Source organism: Mycobacterium simiae (genome assembly GCF_008370645.1).
In the GTDB taxonomy this organism is placed as follows: Bacteria; Actinomycetota; Actinomycetes; order Mycobacteriales; family Mycobacteriaceae; genus Mycobacterium; species Mycobacterium simiae_A.
Genome location: NZ_VTZN01000135.1, coordinates 1 through 14,865, shown reverse-complemented (window position 1 = coordinate 14,865; position 14,865 = coordinate 1). Strand labels below are relative to the sequence as shown.

Annotated in this window: 14 protein-coding genes and 1 pseudogene; 5 read left to right on the top strand and 10 right to left on the bottom strand. The window is 65.9% G+C overall.

What is annotated here, in order from left to right; genetic code table 11:
* Positions 1 to 12 precede the first annotated feature (12 nt).
* Genes F0Q45_RS19035 through F0Q45_RS19010 form a run of 6 tightly spaced genes read right to left on the bottom strand, consistent with a single transcriptional unit; the run spans position 13 to position 4,970 of the window.
* Positions 13 to 384, bottom strand: a complete 372-nt coding sequence (locus F0Q45_RS19035) for a hypothetical protein (protein ID WP_149655418.1) — start codon at positions 382 to 384, stop codon at positions 13 to 15.
* 33 nt (positions 385 to 417) lie between these two features.
* Complete coding sequence (locus tag F0Q45_RS19030) at positions 418 to 828, bottom strand: nuclear transport factor 2 family protein (protein ID WP_149655417.1); 411 nt, start codon at positions 826 to 828, stop codon at positions 418 to 420.
* The gene (locus tag F0Q45_RS19025) at positions 825 to 1,706 is read right to left on the bottom strand and encodes a TIGR03619 family F420-dependent LLM class oxidoreductase (RefSeq protein WP_149655419.1); all 882 of its coding nucleotides are present in this window, start codon (positions 1,704 to 1,706) and stop codon (positions 825 to 827) included. Before F0Q45_RS19025 ends, F0Q45_RS19030 begins: the two co-directional genes overlap by 4 nt.
* Positions 1,707 to 1,711: 5 nt before the next feature.
* The gene (locus F0Q45_RS19020) at positions 1,712 to 2,899 is read right to left on the bottom strand and encodes a thiolase domain-containing protein (RefSeq protein ID WP_149655416.1); all 1,188 of its coding nucleotides are present in this window, start codon (positions 2,897 to 2,899) and stop codon (positions 1,712 to 1,714) included.
* A complete protein-coding gene (locus F0Q45_RS19015; protein WP_149655415.1) occupies positions 2,899 to 3,963 on the bottom strand; it encodes a thiolase domain-containing protein in 1,065 nt (354 codons plus the stop codon). The genes F0Q45_RS19020 and F0Q45_RS19015 overlap by 1 nt, the downstream gene beginning before the upstream one ends.
* 14 nt (positions 3,964 to 3,977) lie before the next feature.
* The gene (locus tag F0Q45_RS19010; RefSeq protein WP_149655414.1) at positions 3,978 to 4,970 is read right to left on the bottom strand and encodes a Zn-ribbon domain-containing OB-fold protein; all 993 of its coding nucleotides are present in this window, start codon (positions 4,968 to 4,970) and stop codon (positions 3,978 to 3,980) included.
* A gap of 46 nt (positions 4,971 to 5,016) precedes the next feature.
* Between F0Q45_RS19010 and F0Q45_RS19005 the strand changes: the two genes are divergently transcribed.
* A complete protein-coding gene (locus F0Q45_RS19005; protein ID WP_149655413.1) occupies positions 5,017 to 6,048 on the top strand; it encodes an LLM class F420-dependent oxidoreductase in 1,032 nt (343 codons plus the stop codon).
* Between the two features lie 51 nt (positions 6,049 to 6,099).
* Here the strand turns inward: F0Q45_RS19005 and F0Q45_RS19000 are convergent, their stop codons facing one another.
* Positions 6,100 to 6,813 (bottom strand): acetoacetate decarboxylase family protein, encoded by a 714-nt coding sequence (locus F0Q45_RS19000; RefSeq protein WP_149655412.1) that lies wholly within the window; start codon positions 6,811 to 6,813, stop codon positions 6,100 to 6,102.
* Positions 6,814 to 6,841: 28 nt separating this feature from the next.
* On the opposite strand from F0Q45_RS19000, the gene F0Q45_RS18995 reads away from it, so the two are divergent.
* The gene (locus F0Q45_RS18995; RefSeq protein ID WP_149655411.1) at positions 6,842 to 8,038 is read left to right on the top strand and encodes a cytochrome P450; all 1,197 of its coding nucleotides are present in this window, start codon (positions 6,842 to 6,844) and stop codon (positions 8,036 to 8,038) included.
* 60 nt (positions 8,039 to 8,098) lie between these two features.
* Here the strand turns inward: F0Q45_RS18995 and F0Q45_RS18990 are convergent, their stop codons facing one another.
* Complete coding sequence (locus F0Q45_RS18990) at positions 8,099 to 8,938, bottom strand: hypothetical protein (protein ID WP_149655410.1); 840 nt, start codon at positions 8,936 to 8,938, stop codon at positions 8,099 to 8,101.
* Between the two features lie 109 nt (positions 8,939 to 9,047).
* Positions 9,048 to 9,848: a crotonase/enoyl-CoA hydratase family protein gene (locus F0Q45_RS18985; RefSeq protein WP_149655409.1), complete on the bottom strand. Its 801-nt coding sequence runs from the start codon at positions 9,846 to 9,848 to the stop codon at positions 9,048 to 9,050.
* A 60-nt stretch (positions 9,849 to 9,908) separates the two neighbouring features.
* On the opposite strand from F0Q45_RS18985, the gene F0Q45_RS18980 reads away from it, so the two are divergent.
* From F0Q45_RS18980 to F0Q45_RS18970, 3 genes and pseudogenes are all read left to right on the top strand, one after another.
* Positions 9,909 to 11,570, top strand: coding sequence for an acyl-CoA synthetase (locus tag F0Q45_RS18980; RefSeq protein WP_149655408.1), 1,662 nt, complete (start codon positions 9,909 to 9,911; stop codon positions 11,568 to 11,570).
* Between the two features lie 11 nt (positions 11,571 to 11,581).
* Positions 11,582 to 12,346, top strand: a pseudogene (locus F0Q45_RS18975) (fructosamine kinase family protein); the annotation flags it as partial.
* Between the two features lie 274 nt (positions 12,347 to 12,620).
* Positions 12,621 to 12,881 (top strand): hypothetical protein, encoded by a 261-nt coding sequence (locus F0Q45_RS18970; RefSeq protein ID WP_149655407.1) that lies wholly within the window; start codon positions 12,621 to 12,623, stop codon positions 12,879 to 12,881.
* A gap of 31 nt (positions 12,882 to 12,912) precedes the next feature.
* Here F0Q45_RS18970 and F0Q45_RS18965 read toward each other — a convergent pair.
* Positions 12,913 to 14,865 (bottom strand): hypothetical protein (locus F0Q45_RS18965; RefSeq protein ID WP_188113022.1); only part of this gene is annotated, 1,953 nt, incomplete at its 5' end.

Sequence of the window (14,865 nt, the reverse complement as noted above, 5' to 3'; positions counted from 1 at the left end):
CCAGGTGTCGCGTCAGGCCTTGCCGGTGACGGCTGCAATCAGCGCATCGGGGTCGGTCACGCTGACGTACAACGTTTTTAGGGTGACGGGCACTCCGATGACTCTTGCCTGTGTGGGTGGGTCAATCGTGAGCTCGACAATCCCCTTCGAGGAGCCGTTGACCAGCCAGCGGCCCCGAAATCCATGTGCGCCCCAGGAGAACACCCGATCGTTGTTCGGCTTGGCGTCGGTGATCGACGATAACGGAATTTCGGTGCTGAACCCCCACCCGAACTTGACGCGCAAGGCGCCGTCCTGGACTCGCACCTCGCTGTGCTTCGGTCCGCAGCCGAGCGGGACCGAGAAGGGCAGAAACCAGCGCTCATAACGCAGCTCAGTAGACACGTCTGCGAGTGTAGGCGTGCCAGAAGCGTCAATCTAGACCTTTTTGGCGCTGGCGGCGGCACGATCCAACTCCCAGTACGCGCGCAGCGCCACCAGCTGGCCGTCGTCGTTGGCCTTATACGTGAACACCCCTTTGGCGGTGATCTGGTAGTCGCCGGTGGTGATCAGGATGTGGCCGATGTTGGCCTCCTCGTGGCCACATTGGAAGGTGTCGCGGAAAAAGAACTCGATCTTGGTGGTGGGTGCGATGGCTTTGTCCCAGAAGGCCGATATTGCGTCGCGGCCGCGGTGTCCCTTGCCCTCGGGGTCGAAAGGCGATGGCCCGATTGGATCTTCGACGATGGCATCGTCGGCGAACACCGCCAGCCAACCCTGCTTGTCGCGGGCTTGCACCGCTTCCCGGGATCGCCGGCCGGCTTCGTGCGCGGGGTGTGGATGGGTCATGTGTCTTGCCAGCCGGAGTGGATATAGGTGTCGGCGAACCGCTTCATCGAATCCTGCTTCTTGCCCAGCGGCGCGTCGAAGCCCAGGCCGTCGAAGATCCAGGGGATGACGATGTTGTCGGTGACTCCTATGGCGGCGAGCTCGCGATGACCGTCAATCCCGAACTTGTCGATGCAGACCGCCTGGAACTCGAAAGGCTGCTCCGCCCGGCCGTATTCGGTGCGTAGTGCGTTGAGTGTGGCGATCGTATCGGCCAGCTGCGCGCCGGTCATCATCGCGCTGGTCCAGCCGTCACCGACGCGGGCGGCCCGCTTCAGTGCTACGTCGGTATGCCCGCCGACATAGAACGGCACCGGCTGGGTGGGTGCCGGGCTCATCTGTAGCCGATCAAAGTCGTAGAACTGGCCGTGGAATTCCACCATGCCGCCGCCCAGCACCAGTTTGATCACGTCGATCATCTCGTCGACCCGGGCGCCGCGACGCTGGTAGGGAACCCCGCACCATTCGAATTCCTCTGGTGCCCAGCCGATCCCGACGCCGAAGCCGAAACGGTTGTTGGTCAGGTTGGCCACCGAGCCGACCTGGCGAGCCAGCAACAGCGGATTTCGGGAGCCGAGCTTCATCACATTGGTGTAGAAGTGCAGGGTCGAGGTGACCGCACCCATCGCGGCGGCGGCGATCAACGGGTCGACCCAGGGCGTGTTCTCGTTCCACATCCGCGACCCATCTGGGGTGTACGGATAATCGGCGGCGGCCTGCTCCATGAAGAACAGCGAATCCGGCAACGCGATCGAGTCGAACCCTACTTCCTCGGCTGTCTTGGCGATGTCGATCAGCTGGTCGATCGGGCCCATCGCGATGCTGCAGGTGTACTTCATCCGAGTCATGGCTTGTCCGCCTTTTCCGCTCCGACCACCCACATCGAGAAGTACTGTGAGCCGCCACCGTAGGCGTGCCCCAGGGCTTTTCGGGCACCTGGGACCTGGTGGTCTCCGCCTTTGCCCATTACTTGGATGGCGGCCTCGGCGAAGCGAATGAGACCCGAGGCGCCGATCGGGTTGGAACACAGCACACCCCCGGACGGGTTGACCGGTAGCCGTCCGCCGATCGCCGTCTCACCGGCTTCGGTGAGCTTCCAGCCCTCGCTCTCAGGGGCAAAGCCGAGGTTTTCCAACCACATCGGCTCGAACCACGAGAACGGCACATAGATCTCCGCCGCGTCGATCTCGTCGATTGGGCTGGTGATCCCCGCCGCCTTCCACAGCGCGGCGGCCGCGTCACGACCCGCCTGGGGGCTGACTTGGTCGCGTCCGGCATAGGCGAGCGGTTCGGTGCGCAGCGCGGTGGCGTGGACCCACGCCACCGGGTAGCCATGCGCCACGCGGTCATCGGCGATCTGCTCGTCGCCGATAACCAGCGCGCAGGCGCCGTCCGAAGAAGGGCAGGTCTCATCAAACCGTATGGGGTCCCATAGCATTTGGGATGACATTACCTTTTCCATGGTGATGGCGGGCTGCTGAACATGTGCTAGCGGATTGCGACTGCCGTTGAGCCGATCCTTGACCGCCACCATGGCGCCGATGTGTGTCGGCGCACCGGAGCGGCGGATGTAGGCCCGTACATGAGGGGCAAAATAGCCACCCGCGCCCGCACCGACCGGCTTGGTGAACGGCACCGGAATGGATAGCGCCCACATGGCATTGGACTCCGACTGCTTCTCCCACGCCATCGCCAGCACCCGCCGGTACTTCCCGGACTGAACGAGGCTGGCCGCTACCACCCCGGTCGACCCACCCACCGAGCCCGCCGTGTGCACCCGGATGAGCGGCTTGCCGGTGGCGCCCATGGCGTCAGCCATGAACAGCTCCGGCATCATCACGCCTTCGAAGAAGTCGGGGGCCTTGCCCACCACGACGGCGTCGATATCGTCGAAGGTGGATCCGGAATCTTCTAGCGCTCGCTCAATGGCCTCCCGCACCAGGCCGCTCATCGACACGTCTTGGCGTTTGGCGACGTACTTGGTCTGCCCGGTGCCCAGGACCGCAGCGCGCTGTGCTGTTGCTCCCGCCATTAGTTGGACCCTTCCATCACGGCAACCAAGTTCTGTTGCAGCGCCGGACCACTGGTGGCATGTGCCAGTACTCGACGTGCGGTGCCGTCCCAGATATGTTGTGCGGCAGAGCCGATCCGCTCGAGGCCGGCGGCAAACATGGGGTTGGCTGCCAACGCGCCGCCAGACGGATTGGCCTTCGTTTTGCCCGGAATCCGCATGGCCGCCGTCAGGATCAAGAACTGATGAGTGAACGGCGCACAAATCTCGGCGACGTCGAGGTCGTGTGTCTTGCCGCCGGTGGCCGCCTTGGCGGCGGCCCTGGCCGACGGCGAATCGGTGAGGTCACGCACGCCCAGCGACGGCGACTCGATGCGATGCTCGATTCCAGTGATCCAGGCCGGGTTTTCCCGCAGCTGGCGGGCCCGGTCGTCGGCCGCGAGGACGATCGCGGCGGCACCGTCGGTGATCGGCGCGATGTCGTGGCGGCGCAGCGGATCGGCGAAGAACGGCCGGCCGAGCAATTCTTCGATGTTTACCGGCGGCTGCACGGAGTCCACCCGGCGGGCGTTGGCGAAGGAGTCGAACGCCACACGGGCCATCTGGAATTCGTCCCACTTGCCGGCGTCGAGCCCCATGCGAGCCTGCAAGCCGGCCATCGACACCGAGTCTGGCCACAGGGGTGCGACGGTGTAAGGATCAGTCTGCCGGGACAGGACACGACGCAGGGTGCCGGCCGAGGACTTGCCGAAGCCGTATACCAGCGCGGTATCGACCTCGCCGGTCAGGATTTTTATGTAGGCCTCATATAGTGCCCAGGCTGCGTCCATCTCGACGTGCGATTCGTTGATCGGAGGAACGGCGCCGATCGAGTCGACCGCTGTGAGGAACGAGAAGGCCCGTCCGGCAAGGTAATCCGATGAGCCGGAACACCAGAAGCCGATGTCGGCCTTGGTGATGCCCAGTTCTTCGTAGAGTTGCGCAAAACACGGCATCAACATCTCGACCCCGTTGGTAGTACCGTCGGTACGGCGAACGTGCGGGGCGTGAGCGAAGCCGACCACCGCGACATTGCGAGAGCTCATTCCAGTTATGCCCTTTACAGGTGGTGCTTGTAGCTGTCGTAGGCGGCGTCCGGTTCGCCGGTAGGCCGGAAGTACTCGATGTTGTCGATGCCAAAGCCCCACTCATCGCGCGGTTTCCAGACCGCTGCAACGCGCATCCCCATTCGGACCTCGTGTGCGTCGACGTCGGAAACCAGGTGCAGGAACGGGATATCGGCGCCGTCGAGCAACACGTAGGCGGCCACGTAGGGCGGTTTGATCCGCTGCCCCAGGAACGGGATGTTGATGATCGCGAACGTCGTCACCGTGCCCTCGTCTGGTAGTTCGACGAAGTTGGTGGTCGGCTGCCCGGTTGCCGGATCGGCGCCGTGCGGCGGGAAGTACACCTTGCCTGTTTCACCGGTGCGGGCACCCAACAGCTTCCCCTCGGCCAGCGCTCGCAAGTACGCGCTTTCTTCGTGTGAGGCGGTGTGCTGAATGACCATGTCGATTGGTGTGACGACCATGGTGACCGGGTCCAGGCTGGGTGGCTCTGCCGCTGCCGGTTCGGCCTGCTCGCCCAGTGCGAAATAGGCGATGTCGGTGATCGCGCCGACCGGCTCGTCGGCCCAGTGTGCGTGCACCCGGATGCCGGTGTGGATGGCCGTTGGTTCGCCAGCATCTATGGCGTGTATCAGCAGCGTGTCGGCGCCGTCCAGCTTGATCAGCGCCCAGGCGAAGGGGCGGTGCAACGGCTGGCCTTCCAACGGCTCGGGCTGCCAGGTCCACGATGCGACGGTGCCGACACTAGACACCGGTACCATTTCGCTGAGCGGTTCGTAGGTAATCGGATCATATTCGGCCGGCGGTACGTGCACCCGGCCATCCGATCCGCGAACTCCGAGAATGCGGTGCTCGCGTAGGGCGGTAAAGAACTTACCGAGCGTGGGACCCACCGAACGGGTGTAGTCGAAGGCGAACGTCAACGGGGCAGAAAGAGGCGGCTCAGGGTGATCGATCAAGGTCGGGCCGCTCGAGCTGGCTGTCACGCTTTCGAGTAGAACAGGTTCTAACAATCGTTTCAAGGAGGCAGCGATGAAGCTGGGATTACAGCTGGGGTATTGGGGCGCGCAGCCGCCGGAGAATGCCGGGGCGCTAGTTGCCGCCGCTGAGGAAGCCGGGTTCGACGCCGTGTTCACCGCCGAGGCGTGGGGTTCGGACGCGTACACGCCGTTGGCCTGGTGGGGTTCCTCGACGCAACGGGTGCGGCTGGGTACCTCGGTGGCTCAGCTGTCCGCGCGCACTCCGACGGCTTGTGCGATGGCCGCTTTGACTTTGGATCATCTGAGCGGGGGCCGGCACATTCTCGGGCTCGGCGTGTCCGGGCCGCAGGTGGTGGAGGGCTGGTACGGCCAGCGATTTCCCAAGCCGCTGGCCCGCACCCGGGAATACATCGACATCATCCGCCAGGTGTGGGCCCGCCAGAAGCCGGTGACCTGCGACGGGCCCCACTATCCGCTGCCGCTGACCGGCGCTGGGACAACGGGATTGGGTAAGCCTTTGAAGCCCATTACCCATCCGCTACGTGCCGACATTCCGATCATGCTGGGAGCCGAGGGACCCAAGAATATCGCGCTGGCCGCCGAGATCTGCGACGGCTGGCTGCCCATCTTCTACACCCCGCGGATGGCCGACATGTACAACGAATGGCTCGACGAAGGATTCGCCCGGCCGGGTGCCCGCCGCAGCCGCGCGGACTTCGAAATCTGCGCGACCGCGCAGGTGGTGGTCACCGAGGACCGGGCGGCGGCGTTTGCCGGCATCAAGCCGTTCCTGGCCCTTTACGTGGGCGGTATGGGTGCCGAGGACACCAACTTCCACGCCGACGTCTATCGCCGCATGGGGTACGCGGAGGTGGTCGACGAAGTGACCAGGTTGTTCCGTTCCGACCGCAAGGACGAGGCCGCTGCCGTCATCCCCGACGAGCTTGTCGACGACGCCATCATCGTCGGCGATTTGGACTACGTGCGTAAGCAGATCGCCGCCTGGGAGGCCGCCGGGGTGACCATGATGGTGGTCTCTGCCCGCAGCGTTGAGCAGGTAGGAGACCTCGCGGCACTGGTCTGAGACCGCGTCTTGCGGCGCGATTAGAACGCGTTCTAGATTGGCCGGGTGGGTTCAGATGGCGTGTGCGTCGCCGAAGGTCATCTCCACGTTGGCCGCCGACTGGGACGCCAGCGCCCGCTTCGGCAGACCCAGCGCGGCGAGTTCTTCGGCGTAGGGGTGATCGCCGAGGCGCAGCCGGGCGCCGCCGAGCCGGGCCCGCAGACCCGAGATCTTCATCTGCCACGGGATCTCCCGAGTGACGCCGTCCCGGTGGGAGTAGGTCTTGAGGAGCTGCGCTTTTCCCGTCGGGATGGGCACCCCGTTGCTGAATTCGATCGCGGCGATCAGCTGCCCGCCGGCGCTGACGTCGAAGCTGAAGGTGTTGCCGTCGGTGACGGTGAAGTCCGCCAGGATCTTTGGGAAGCCCCAGATGGTGCGGCCGGCCTCGAGGGTGAACTCCTGATCCACGGGCAGGTGATGGATGAACGCGGCGGCTTTGGTGAGTGCCTGTGGCCCGCGGCGGGGCTGCGTGTTGGCCGGGTTCACCATGACCGCGGTGCCGTATTCGTGGTATTGCCCGAGATCGCCGTCGAGATAGCGCACCAGCATTTGCATGACGAGCGCTTTGCCGGGCAGGTATTCGCACACCTTGAGGCCGCTGTAGTCGATGAGGTGTTGCGTTGGCGCGGCGGGGACCGAGAACATCGCCGAATGCAGATCCGCCTTGCGGATGCGGATCGGCATGGTGAGTACCGTGCCGGCGATGGTGTGTTGCGAGACAGGCATGCGGGTCACTGTAGTGCGGAGGACTGTGATGACTAAAGCTCCCGACGTCGATCTGAGCGACGGCACCTTCTATGCCAGCCGTGAGGCACGCGCCGCGTACCGGTGGATGCGAGAGAACCAGCCGGTGTTCCGCGACCGCAACGGACTTGCCGCCGCCTCGAGCTATCAGGCGGTGATCGACGCCGAACGCCAGCCTGAGCTGTTCTCCAACGCCGGCGGAATCCGACCCGACCAGCCCGCCATGCCGATGATGATCGACATGGATGACCCGGCACATCTGTTGCGGCGCAAGCTGGTTAACGCCGGGTTCACGCGCAAGCAGGTGAAAGGCCGGGAGGAGTCGATTGCGGCATTGTGCGATACGCTGATCGACGCGGTGTGCGAACGCGGCGAGTGCGACTTCGTGCGCGACCTAGCCGCGCCGCTGCCGATGGCGGTGATCGGCGACATGCTTGGAGTGCGGCCTGAGCAGCGCGATATGTTCCTGAAATGGTCCGATGACCTGGTGATGTTTCTCAGTTCGCATGTATCGCAAGAAGATTTCCAGATCAGCGTGGACGCCTTCGCGGCCTATAACGATTTCACCCGGGCCACTATCGCTGCGCGTCGCGACGAGCCGACCGACGACTTGGTGAGCGTGTTGGTGAGTTCGGAGGTCGACGGTGAGCGGTTGTCTGACGACGAGCTTGTGATGGAGACGCTGCTGATCCTGATCGGTGGGGACGAGACCACGCGGCATACTCTCAGCGGGGGTACTGAGCAGCTGCTGCAGCATCGCGACCAGTGGGACCTGCTGCAGAATGACCCGTCGTCGGTGCCGTCTGCGATCGAGGAGATGCTGCGTTGGACCTCGCCGGTGAAGAACATGTGCCGGATGGTGACCGCGGATACGGAATTTCACGGCACTGCGTTGCGTGCTGGCGAGAAGATGATGCTCTTGTTCGAGTCGGCGAACTTCGACGAGGCGGTGTTCGCTGCGCCGGAGAAGTTTGACATTCAGCGAAACCCTAATAGCCACTTGGCATTCGGCTTCGGCACCCATTTTTGCCTGGGCAATCAGCTGGCGCGCTTAGAGTTGTCGCTGATGACGTCGCGGTTGGTGCGGCGGCTGCCCGACCTACGGTTGGCCTGCGCGGATGCGGCGTTGCCGCTGCGGCCGGCGAACTTCGTCAGCGGCCTGGAGTCGATGCCGGTCGTGTTCACCCCTTGCGCGCCTCTGACGTAGGCTGTTGTCTCGCCGAACGTGTTCTCATTGCGAGATTTCCGGCGAATTTTCGCAGTCATTTCACGCTCGACGGGCCCGGACGGCTGCCACCCGTCGCAGGATGCCACCCGGCACATCCTCGACCGTGACTCGGACGACGATCCAGCCGAGGTCGGCTAGCGCCTCGAAACGTGCGATGTCCCTGTTGAATTGCCTGCGATCGGTTCGATGGTGATCACCTTCGTACTCGACCGCGACTTTGATGTCCTCCCACCCTAGGTCGAGCACAGCCAGAAGTTCGCCGTACTCGCCGTAAACCGGGATCTGGGTCTGCGGCCTTGGATAGCCGGCGTCGATCAGCAGCAATCGCAGCCACGTCTCGCGGGGCGACTCCGCACCGGCGTCGACGAGCGCCAGCGCCCGGCGGGCACGCCTGATGTCGCGGTGGCCCTTATAGCGCTCGGTAAGCAGGTGGGCGCGGGTGAGCTCGAATCTGGTTGCCCGGGCTAGCGCATCGATGGCCGCGACCGCTTCGCCCACCGGATTGCGGCAGGCGAGGTCGAGGGCGGTGCGCGCGGGAGTTGTTGCGGGCAGGCCGCCGACGACTTCGGTCTCGTCGGGTGCCACCCCACCTGACCAGGTGCGAATGCCCGTCGGGGGGCGCCGGTGGTCGTAGCGCAATTGCGCTGGCGTCCGGTGATCAACCCATTTCGCGCCGTAGAGTGCGGAGGCCGAGTGGCCCGCGACGACGCCCCGCCGTCGCGACCACAGCCAAGCAGCGCGCGCACGAGTGGTAGCGGTGAGGGTGGTGTCGGGCGGGACGTACACGTCGGGATGGATGGCTACGAACCGGCTGCGCAGGCGGTAGGGTGTCAGTGCACCCGATGCGATTGCCTCACTGCCGATGAATGGTCCGGTCACGAAGCAGCAGTGTGGCGTGCGGCACCGACAACGCCGCACAGCGTGTAATGGCTGCGAGATTTTGGCCGCCCGAATTTTCGCAATGGTCTCACGCTCGGCGATGCCTCAGTTAGCGGTTGCGGAAGTTGGGTTTGCGTTTCTCGGCGAACGCGCGCGGACCTTCCTTGGCGTCCTCGGACAGGAAGACCTGAATGCCGATCTGGGTGTCGATCTTGAACGCCTCGTTCTCGTGCATGCCCTCGGTCTCGCGGATGGTGCGCAGGATGGCCTGCACGGCGAGGGGTCCGTTAGCGGCGATCACCTCTGCCAGCTCTAGGGCCTTCGCCAGCGCCTGCCCGTCGGGCACTAGGTACCCGATGAGGCCCGTGTCCTTGGCCTCGGCGGCGGTGATGTGGCGTCCGGTCAGCAGCAGGTCGCACGCCACGGTATAGGGAATCTGGCGCACCAGGCGCACGGCCGAGCCGCCCATCGGGTACAGGCTCCACTTGGCTTCGGAGATGCCGAACTTCGCGCTCTCGCCGGCGACGCGGATATCGGTGCCCTGCAAGATCTCGGTCCCACCGGCGATGGCGGGGCCTTCGACGGCGGCGATCAGCGGCTTGGTGAGCCGGCGGCCCTTGAGCAAGGCGTCGATGCGTGACGGGTCGTAGCTGCCGTCCTGGAACGAGTCGCCCGGCGGCTTCTTGGTTGCCGCCTTGAGGTCCATGCCGGCGCAGAAGTAGCCACCCGCTCCGGTCAGGATGGCGCACCGGATGTCGGGATCGTTGTCGACGCGGTCCCAGGCCTGTGCCATGATCTGCATCATTTCGGTGCTCAAGGCATTGCGGGCGTGCGGCCGGTTCATCGTCACGATGAGGGTGTGACCGCGCTGTTCCACCAGCGCGTCGGGTTGGTTTTCCGGCTCGCTCACGGGTGATCGCCTTCCTGTACTGGCCAGAACTTGTCAAGAAATGTAACACGTTCTAGTTTGGTGGCTGTGGCCTTGAATATTGCCGATCTCGCTGAGCACGCCATCGACGCTGTGCCCGACCGTATCGCCCTCATCTGCGGCGAGGAGAAGCTGACCTACGCGCAACTAGAGGAGAAAGCCAACCGCCTTGCGCATTACCTGCTCAACCAGGGCGTGCGAAAAGACGACAAGGTGGGACTGTACTGCCGGAACCGTATCGAGATCGTGATTGCGATGCTGGGTATCGTCAAGGCGGGCGCCATCCTGGTGAACGTCAACTTCCGTTATGTCGAGGGTGAGCTCCGTTACTTGTTCGACAACTCCGACATGGTGGCACTCGTACACGAGCGCCAGTACTCTGACCGGGTCGCCAACGTGCTGGCGGACACTCCCAACGTCAAGACGGTGTTGGTGGTTGAGGACGGTGGTGACAACGATTTTCAGCGTTACGGCGGCGTGGAATTCTACTCGGCACTAGCGCAGGGCTCACCCGAGCGCGACTTCGGCGAGCGCAGCGCTGAGGCCATCTATTTGCTCTACACCGGCGGCACCACCGGTTTCCCGAAAGGTGTGATGTGGCGTCACGAAGACATCTACCGGGTGCTATTCGGTGGAACCGACTTCGCCACAGGTGAATTCGTCAAAGACGAATACGATCTGGCTAAGGCTGCTGCCGCCAATCCGCCGATGATCCGCTATCCGATTCCGCCGATGATCCACGGCGCCACTCAATCGGCCACCTGGATGTCGATCTTTTCCGGTCAAACCACCGTGCTGGCACCGGAATTCGACGCCGAGGCGGTGTGGCGCACGATCCACGAACACAAGGTGAACCTGCTGTTCTTCACCGGCGACGCGATGGCCCGCCCGCTGCTGGATGCGTTATTGAAGGACAACGATTACGACTTGTCGTCGTTGTTCTTGTTGGCCAGCACCGCGGCGCTGTTCTCGCCGAGCATCAAGGAGAAACTGCTGGAGCTGCTGCCGAATCGGGTTATCACGGACTCAATTGGCTCGTCGGAGACCGGTTTTGGCGGCACCAGTATCGTGGCTGCGGGTGCGCCGCACAGTGGGGGACCGCGGGTGAGCATCGATCGTCGCACCGTAGTTCTCGACGAAGAGGGCAACGAGGTCAAGCCTGGTTCGGGTGTGCGTGGCTTCATTGCCAAGAAGGGCAACATTCCGGTCGGCTATTACAAGGATGAGAAGAAGACCGCCGAGACGTTTCGGACCATCAACGGGGTGCGTTACGCGGTCCCCGGCGACTACGCCGTTGTCGAGGCCGACGGCACGGTCACCATGCTGGGACGGGGCTCGGTGTCGATCAACAGCGGTGGGGAAAAGATTTATCCCGAGGAAGTCGAGGCAGCGTTGAAAGCCCATCCCGACGTGTTCGACGCGTTGGTAGTGGGTGTGCCCGATCCGCGGTATGGCCAGCAGGTGGCGGCGGTGGTGGCCGCCCGGGGCGGGTGCCGGCCATCGCTGGCCGAGCTGGATAGCTTTGTGCGCTCGGAAATCGCGGGATATAAGGTGCCGCGCAGTGTTTGGTTCGTCGACGAGGTGAAGCGCTCACCAGCCGGTAAGCCGGACTACCGGTGGGCCAAAGAGCAGACCGAATTGCGGCCGGCTGATGACGTGCGTGCTGCGCCCCCCGGTAAGGGCCTGCTGAGGGCGGGGGGGTAGTCGGGGGGGCGACCGACTTCGTCAAGCATCGTCCGGGCGCCCCAGCCGGCTTTTTTGCATGGGAAGCCGCTGGGCTGCAGTGGCTTTCGAGTGTCGAGGGCGGTGTGCCGTGCGCGCAGGTGATTTCCGTCGATGCGGCGAGCCTGACCTTGCGCCGGTTGGAGTCGGCGGCACCGAGCCGCGACGCGGCAGCCGTGTTCGGCGGCCAGCTAGCCGTCACGCACGATGCGGGTGCTCCCACATTCGGCGCGGGCCCGGATGGATGGGACGGGCCGGGCTTCTTGGGACCCTTGTCGCAGCCATTGCCGATATCGCTGCGCCGGCACCAACGCTGGGGCCATTTCTACGCCGAGGAGCGGCTGGCACCGATGGCTGAACTCGCGGCGCCGCAGCTGGATGCCTCGGCTCGTGCCGCGATCGAAACTGTCGTGAAACGGTGCCGTGTAGGCGATTTCGACGACGACGAGCAGCCGGCCCGGCTGCACGGCGATCTGTGGACCGGCAACGTGATGTGGACACCTGACGGGGTGGTGCTGATCGACCCCGCTGCGCACGCCGGACACCGCGAGACCGATTTGGCGATGCTCGCGCTGTTCGGCTGTCCGCACTACGACGCCGTCCTCGCCGGATACCAACGAGTGCGATCGCTGAAACCCGGCTGGTGCAACCGCATTGGGCTGCACCAGCTTTATCCGCTGCTGGTGCATGTTGTGCTGTTCGGCGGCGGCTACGCACGGCAGACACACGCCGCCGCTTGCTCGGCGCTGGCCAGCTGACGTTGCTCGGGTTGCATGCGAGCACCTGCCGCCGACATGAACGAATCGACGGCCTTGCCGGATTTCATCTTTCGTGGCCGGTCGCGCCTTGGGGGCGTTGTAGGTGGGACGTTGGTTCGCGAGCGGTGGTGTTGCGTGCGTCTCGGGCGGCCGCGACTGGCGGTAGCCACCACGACACTGATGCCGTGGCGTCGGTGGGAAATAGAAATTGACCAGCTGCGCGGTCGGGTGCAATCCTGCTCGGCTGCCTTATTGCCCAACAACTACCATGCCTATGACCGCCCAGCTGACCGGCGGCGCTGCTTCGCGTCGCCGCCCCATCACCGACGTCGACGCCCGGCTCGACGGCCTCGATTGCGATGTGCGTCAGGCGCTGCGCCCGCTCGGCGAACTCCTGGTCGGTGTCGCCGAACGCGAGACGTACATGATTAATGCCTGGCGCATGGCGCGACGACACGACCAATTTATCAACAAGATACATAATTACATTTTGAGCCTCTACAGGCGCCAAACACCTGCTCACAAAGCCGATTGAGAATCAGATCCGCTACCACGGGAACTTCGGTCTAAGGCGTGCCGCCCTTTCCGCCGGTACCGGCACTACCGCCGGTACCACCGGCACCGCCGGTAGTACCGATAGGACCGGCGCCGCCCGTGCCGGCTCCGCCGCCAGTTCCGTTAGACCCGGGGATGAGGCCGCCATCACCTGCACCGCCGTCGCCGCCGTCGGCGCCGTCGCCTCCGTCACCACCGATTCCACCAGTTCCGGCGCCTGAGCCGGCGCCTCCTGCGCCACCGGAGCCACCGGCGGCTCCAGCTCCTCCGGTGCCCCCAGCCCCGCCCTTGCCGGCGCCACCGCCGATTCCGCCGTTGCCGCCGGCCCCACCGGTGCCGCCGGTGCCGCCAGCCCCGCCGTTGCCGTTCCCACCGACGCCGGCGGAGCCACCCACTCCGCCGTTGCCGGCAGCGCCGCCGGCGCCGCCGTTACCGCCCTTGCCGGATCCGCCGGGGCGGGCATTGCCGCCTTGGCCGCCCTTTCCGCCGTCGCCCCCGTCGCCAGCGGCGCCGCCATCACCACCGCCAGTACCTCCGCTACCGCCGCTTCCGCCGTGGCCGGCTGCCCCGCCGATCCCGCCGGCACCTCCGGGGCCATTGCCGGCCGTTCGGTTTGCTCCGTTGCCGCCGTCGCCGCCGCTGCCGCCGGATCCGCCCTCGCCACCAGTGCCGCCCCCGGTAGTACCAATGCCGGCTCCGCCGGTGCCGCCCGTACCGCCGGTGCCGCCTATTCCACCGGCGGTACCGGGTGCGCCATTGCCGGACGCGACGCCACCCTTGCCGCCGTTGCCGCCGGATCCGGCCTTTCCGCCGTCGCCGCCAACGCCGTTGGCGCCACCGCCGGCGCCGCCGGCGCCAGCTGCGCCGCCGCTTCCGCCGTTTCCACCGGCCGCGCCATTTCCGCCGATTTGGTTCGTGCCGCCGGAACCGCCGTTGCCACCGTTTGCGCCGGCGCCGCCCTTGCCGCCGTCGCCGCCGGCTCCGCCGCCCGTTCCGCCGACGCCGTTGCCCCCAGCGCCGCCGGCTCCGCCCTTGCCGCCGATCCCGCCAGCCGTGCCGCTTACACCGGTGCCGGCGCCGCCTGAGGTGCCCGCCGTGGCACCGCCGCCAGTACCGCCGTCTCCGCCGTTGCCGGCGGTGCCGTTGGTCCCGGCAGTTCCGCCGCCTGCGCCGGCAGATCCGCCGGCGCCGGCGCTTCCACCCTGGCCGCCAGCTCCGCCATCACCGCCGTTGTTGCCGTTACCGCCGGCGTTTCCGCCGCCGCCACCGGTGGCTCCGTCTGCACCGGTACCACCGGATCCGCCCTTACCGCCGCCGATCCCGCCAATACCGTTGCCGCCAGCGCCGCCGTTACCGCCACTGCCGCCATTGCCGCCGGTGCCGCCGCTACCTCCCGCTCCGGGGCCACTCGTGCCGAGGGTGCCGGTAGTACCTGCGGCGCCCTTTCCTCCGTCGCCGCCGTTACCGGCGATGCCGTTTGCTCCGGTGCTGGAGCCCGTTCCTCCGGCGCCGGCGTCGCCGCCGATCCCGCCATCGCCGCCGCTACCGCCGTTGCCGCCGAACACGCCGTTGGTGGCTCCGTCTCCACCATGGCCGCCCTTGGCACCGTTGCCGCCAGCACCGCCTGCCCCTGCAGTACCTCCGGGACCGGCGGTCCCCCCGGAGCCCCCAGCCCCTCCAGCACCACCGTTGCCACCGTTGCCACCCTTGACTCCACTGCCCAGCGGGCCGCTTGCTCCAATCGCCCCGACTCCGCCGTTGCCGCCGGCGCCGCCTTGACCGCCGGTGCCCGCATCACCCGTGCTGCCGCCAACGCCAGCACCGGCCGACCCGCCGGCCCCGGCGTTACCGCCGGTGCCGCCGGTGCCGCCGGCGCCACCATTCGGATTACCAAGTCCGCCGCTGCCACCTATGCCGCCAGTGCCGCCTTTACCGCCGGTGCCTCCAACTCCACCGGAGCCAGC

What these genes read in the sequence shown, in the direction of transcription:
- F0Q45_RS19030 (WP_149655417.1), bottom strand. Translation starts at nt 828, where the DNA reads ATGACCCATCCACACCCCGCGCACGAAGCCGGCCGGCGATCCCGGGAA.
- F0Q45_RS19025 (WP_149655419.1), bottom strand. Translation starts at nt 1,706, where the DNA reads ATGAAGTACACCTGCAGCATCGCGATGGGCCCGATCGACCAGCTGATC.
- F0Q45_RS19020 (WP_149655416.1), bottom strand. Translation starts at nt 2,899, where the DNA reads ATGGCGGGAGCAACAGCACAGCGCGCTGCGGTCCTGGGCACCGGGCAG.
- F0Q45_RS19015 (WP_149655415.1), bottom strand. Translation starts at nt 3,963, where the DNA reads ATGAGCTCTCGCAATGTCGCGGTGGTCGGCTTCGCTCACGCCCCGCAC.
- F0Q45_RS19005 (WP_149655413.1), top strand. Translation starts at nt 5,017, where the DNA reads ATGAAGCTGGGATTACAGCTGGGGTATTGGGGCGCGCAGCCGCCGGAG.
- F0Q45_RS19000 (WP_149655412.1), bottom strand. Translation starts at nt 6,813, where the DNA reads ATGCCTGTCTCGCAACACACCATCGCCGGCACGGTACTCACCATGCCG.
- F0Q45_RS18995 (WP_149655411.1), top strand. Translation starts at nt 6,842, where the DNA reads ATGACTAAAGCTCCCGACGTCGATCTGAGCGACGGCACCTTCTATGCC.
- F0Q45_RS18970 (WP_149655407.1), top strand. Translation starts at nt 12,621, where the DNA reads ATGACCGCCCAGCTGACCGGCGGCGCTGCTTCGCGTCGCCGCCCCATC.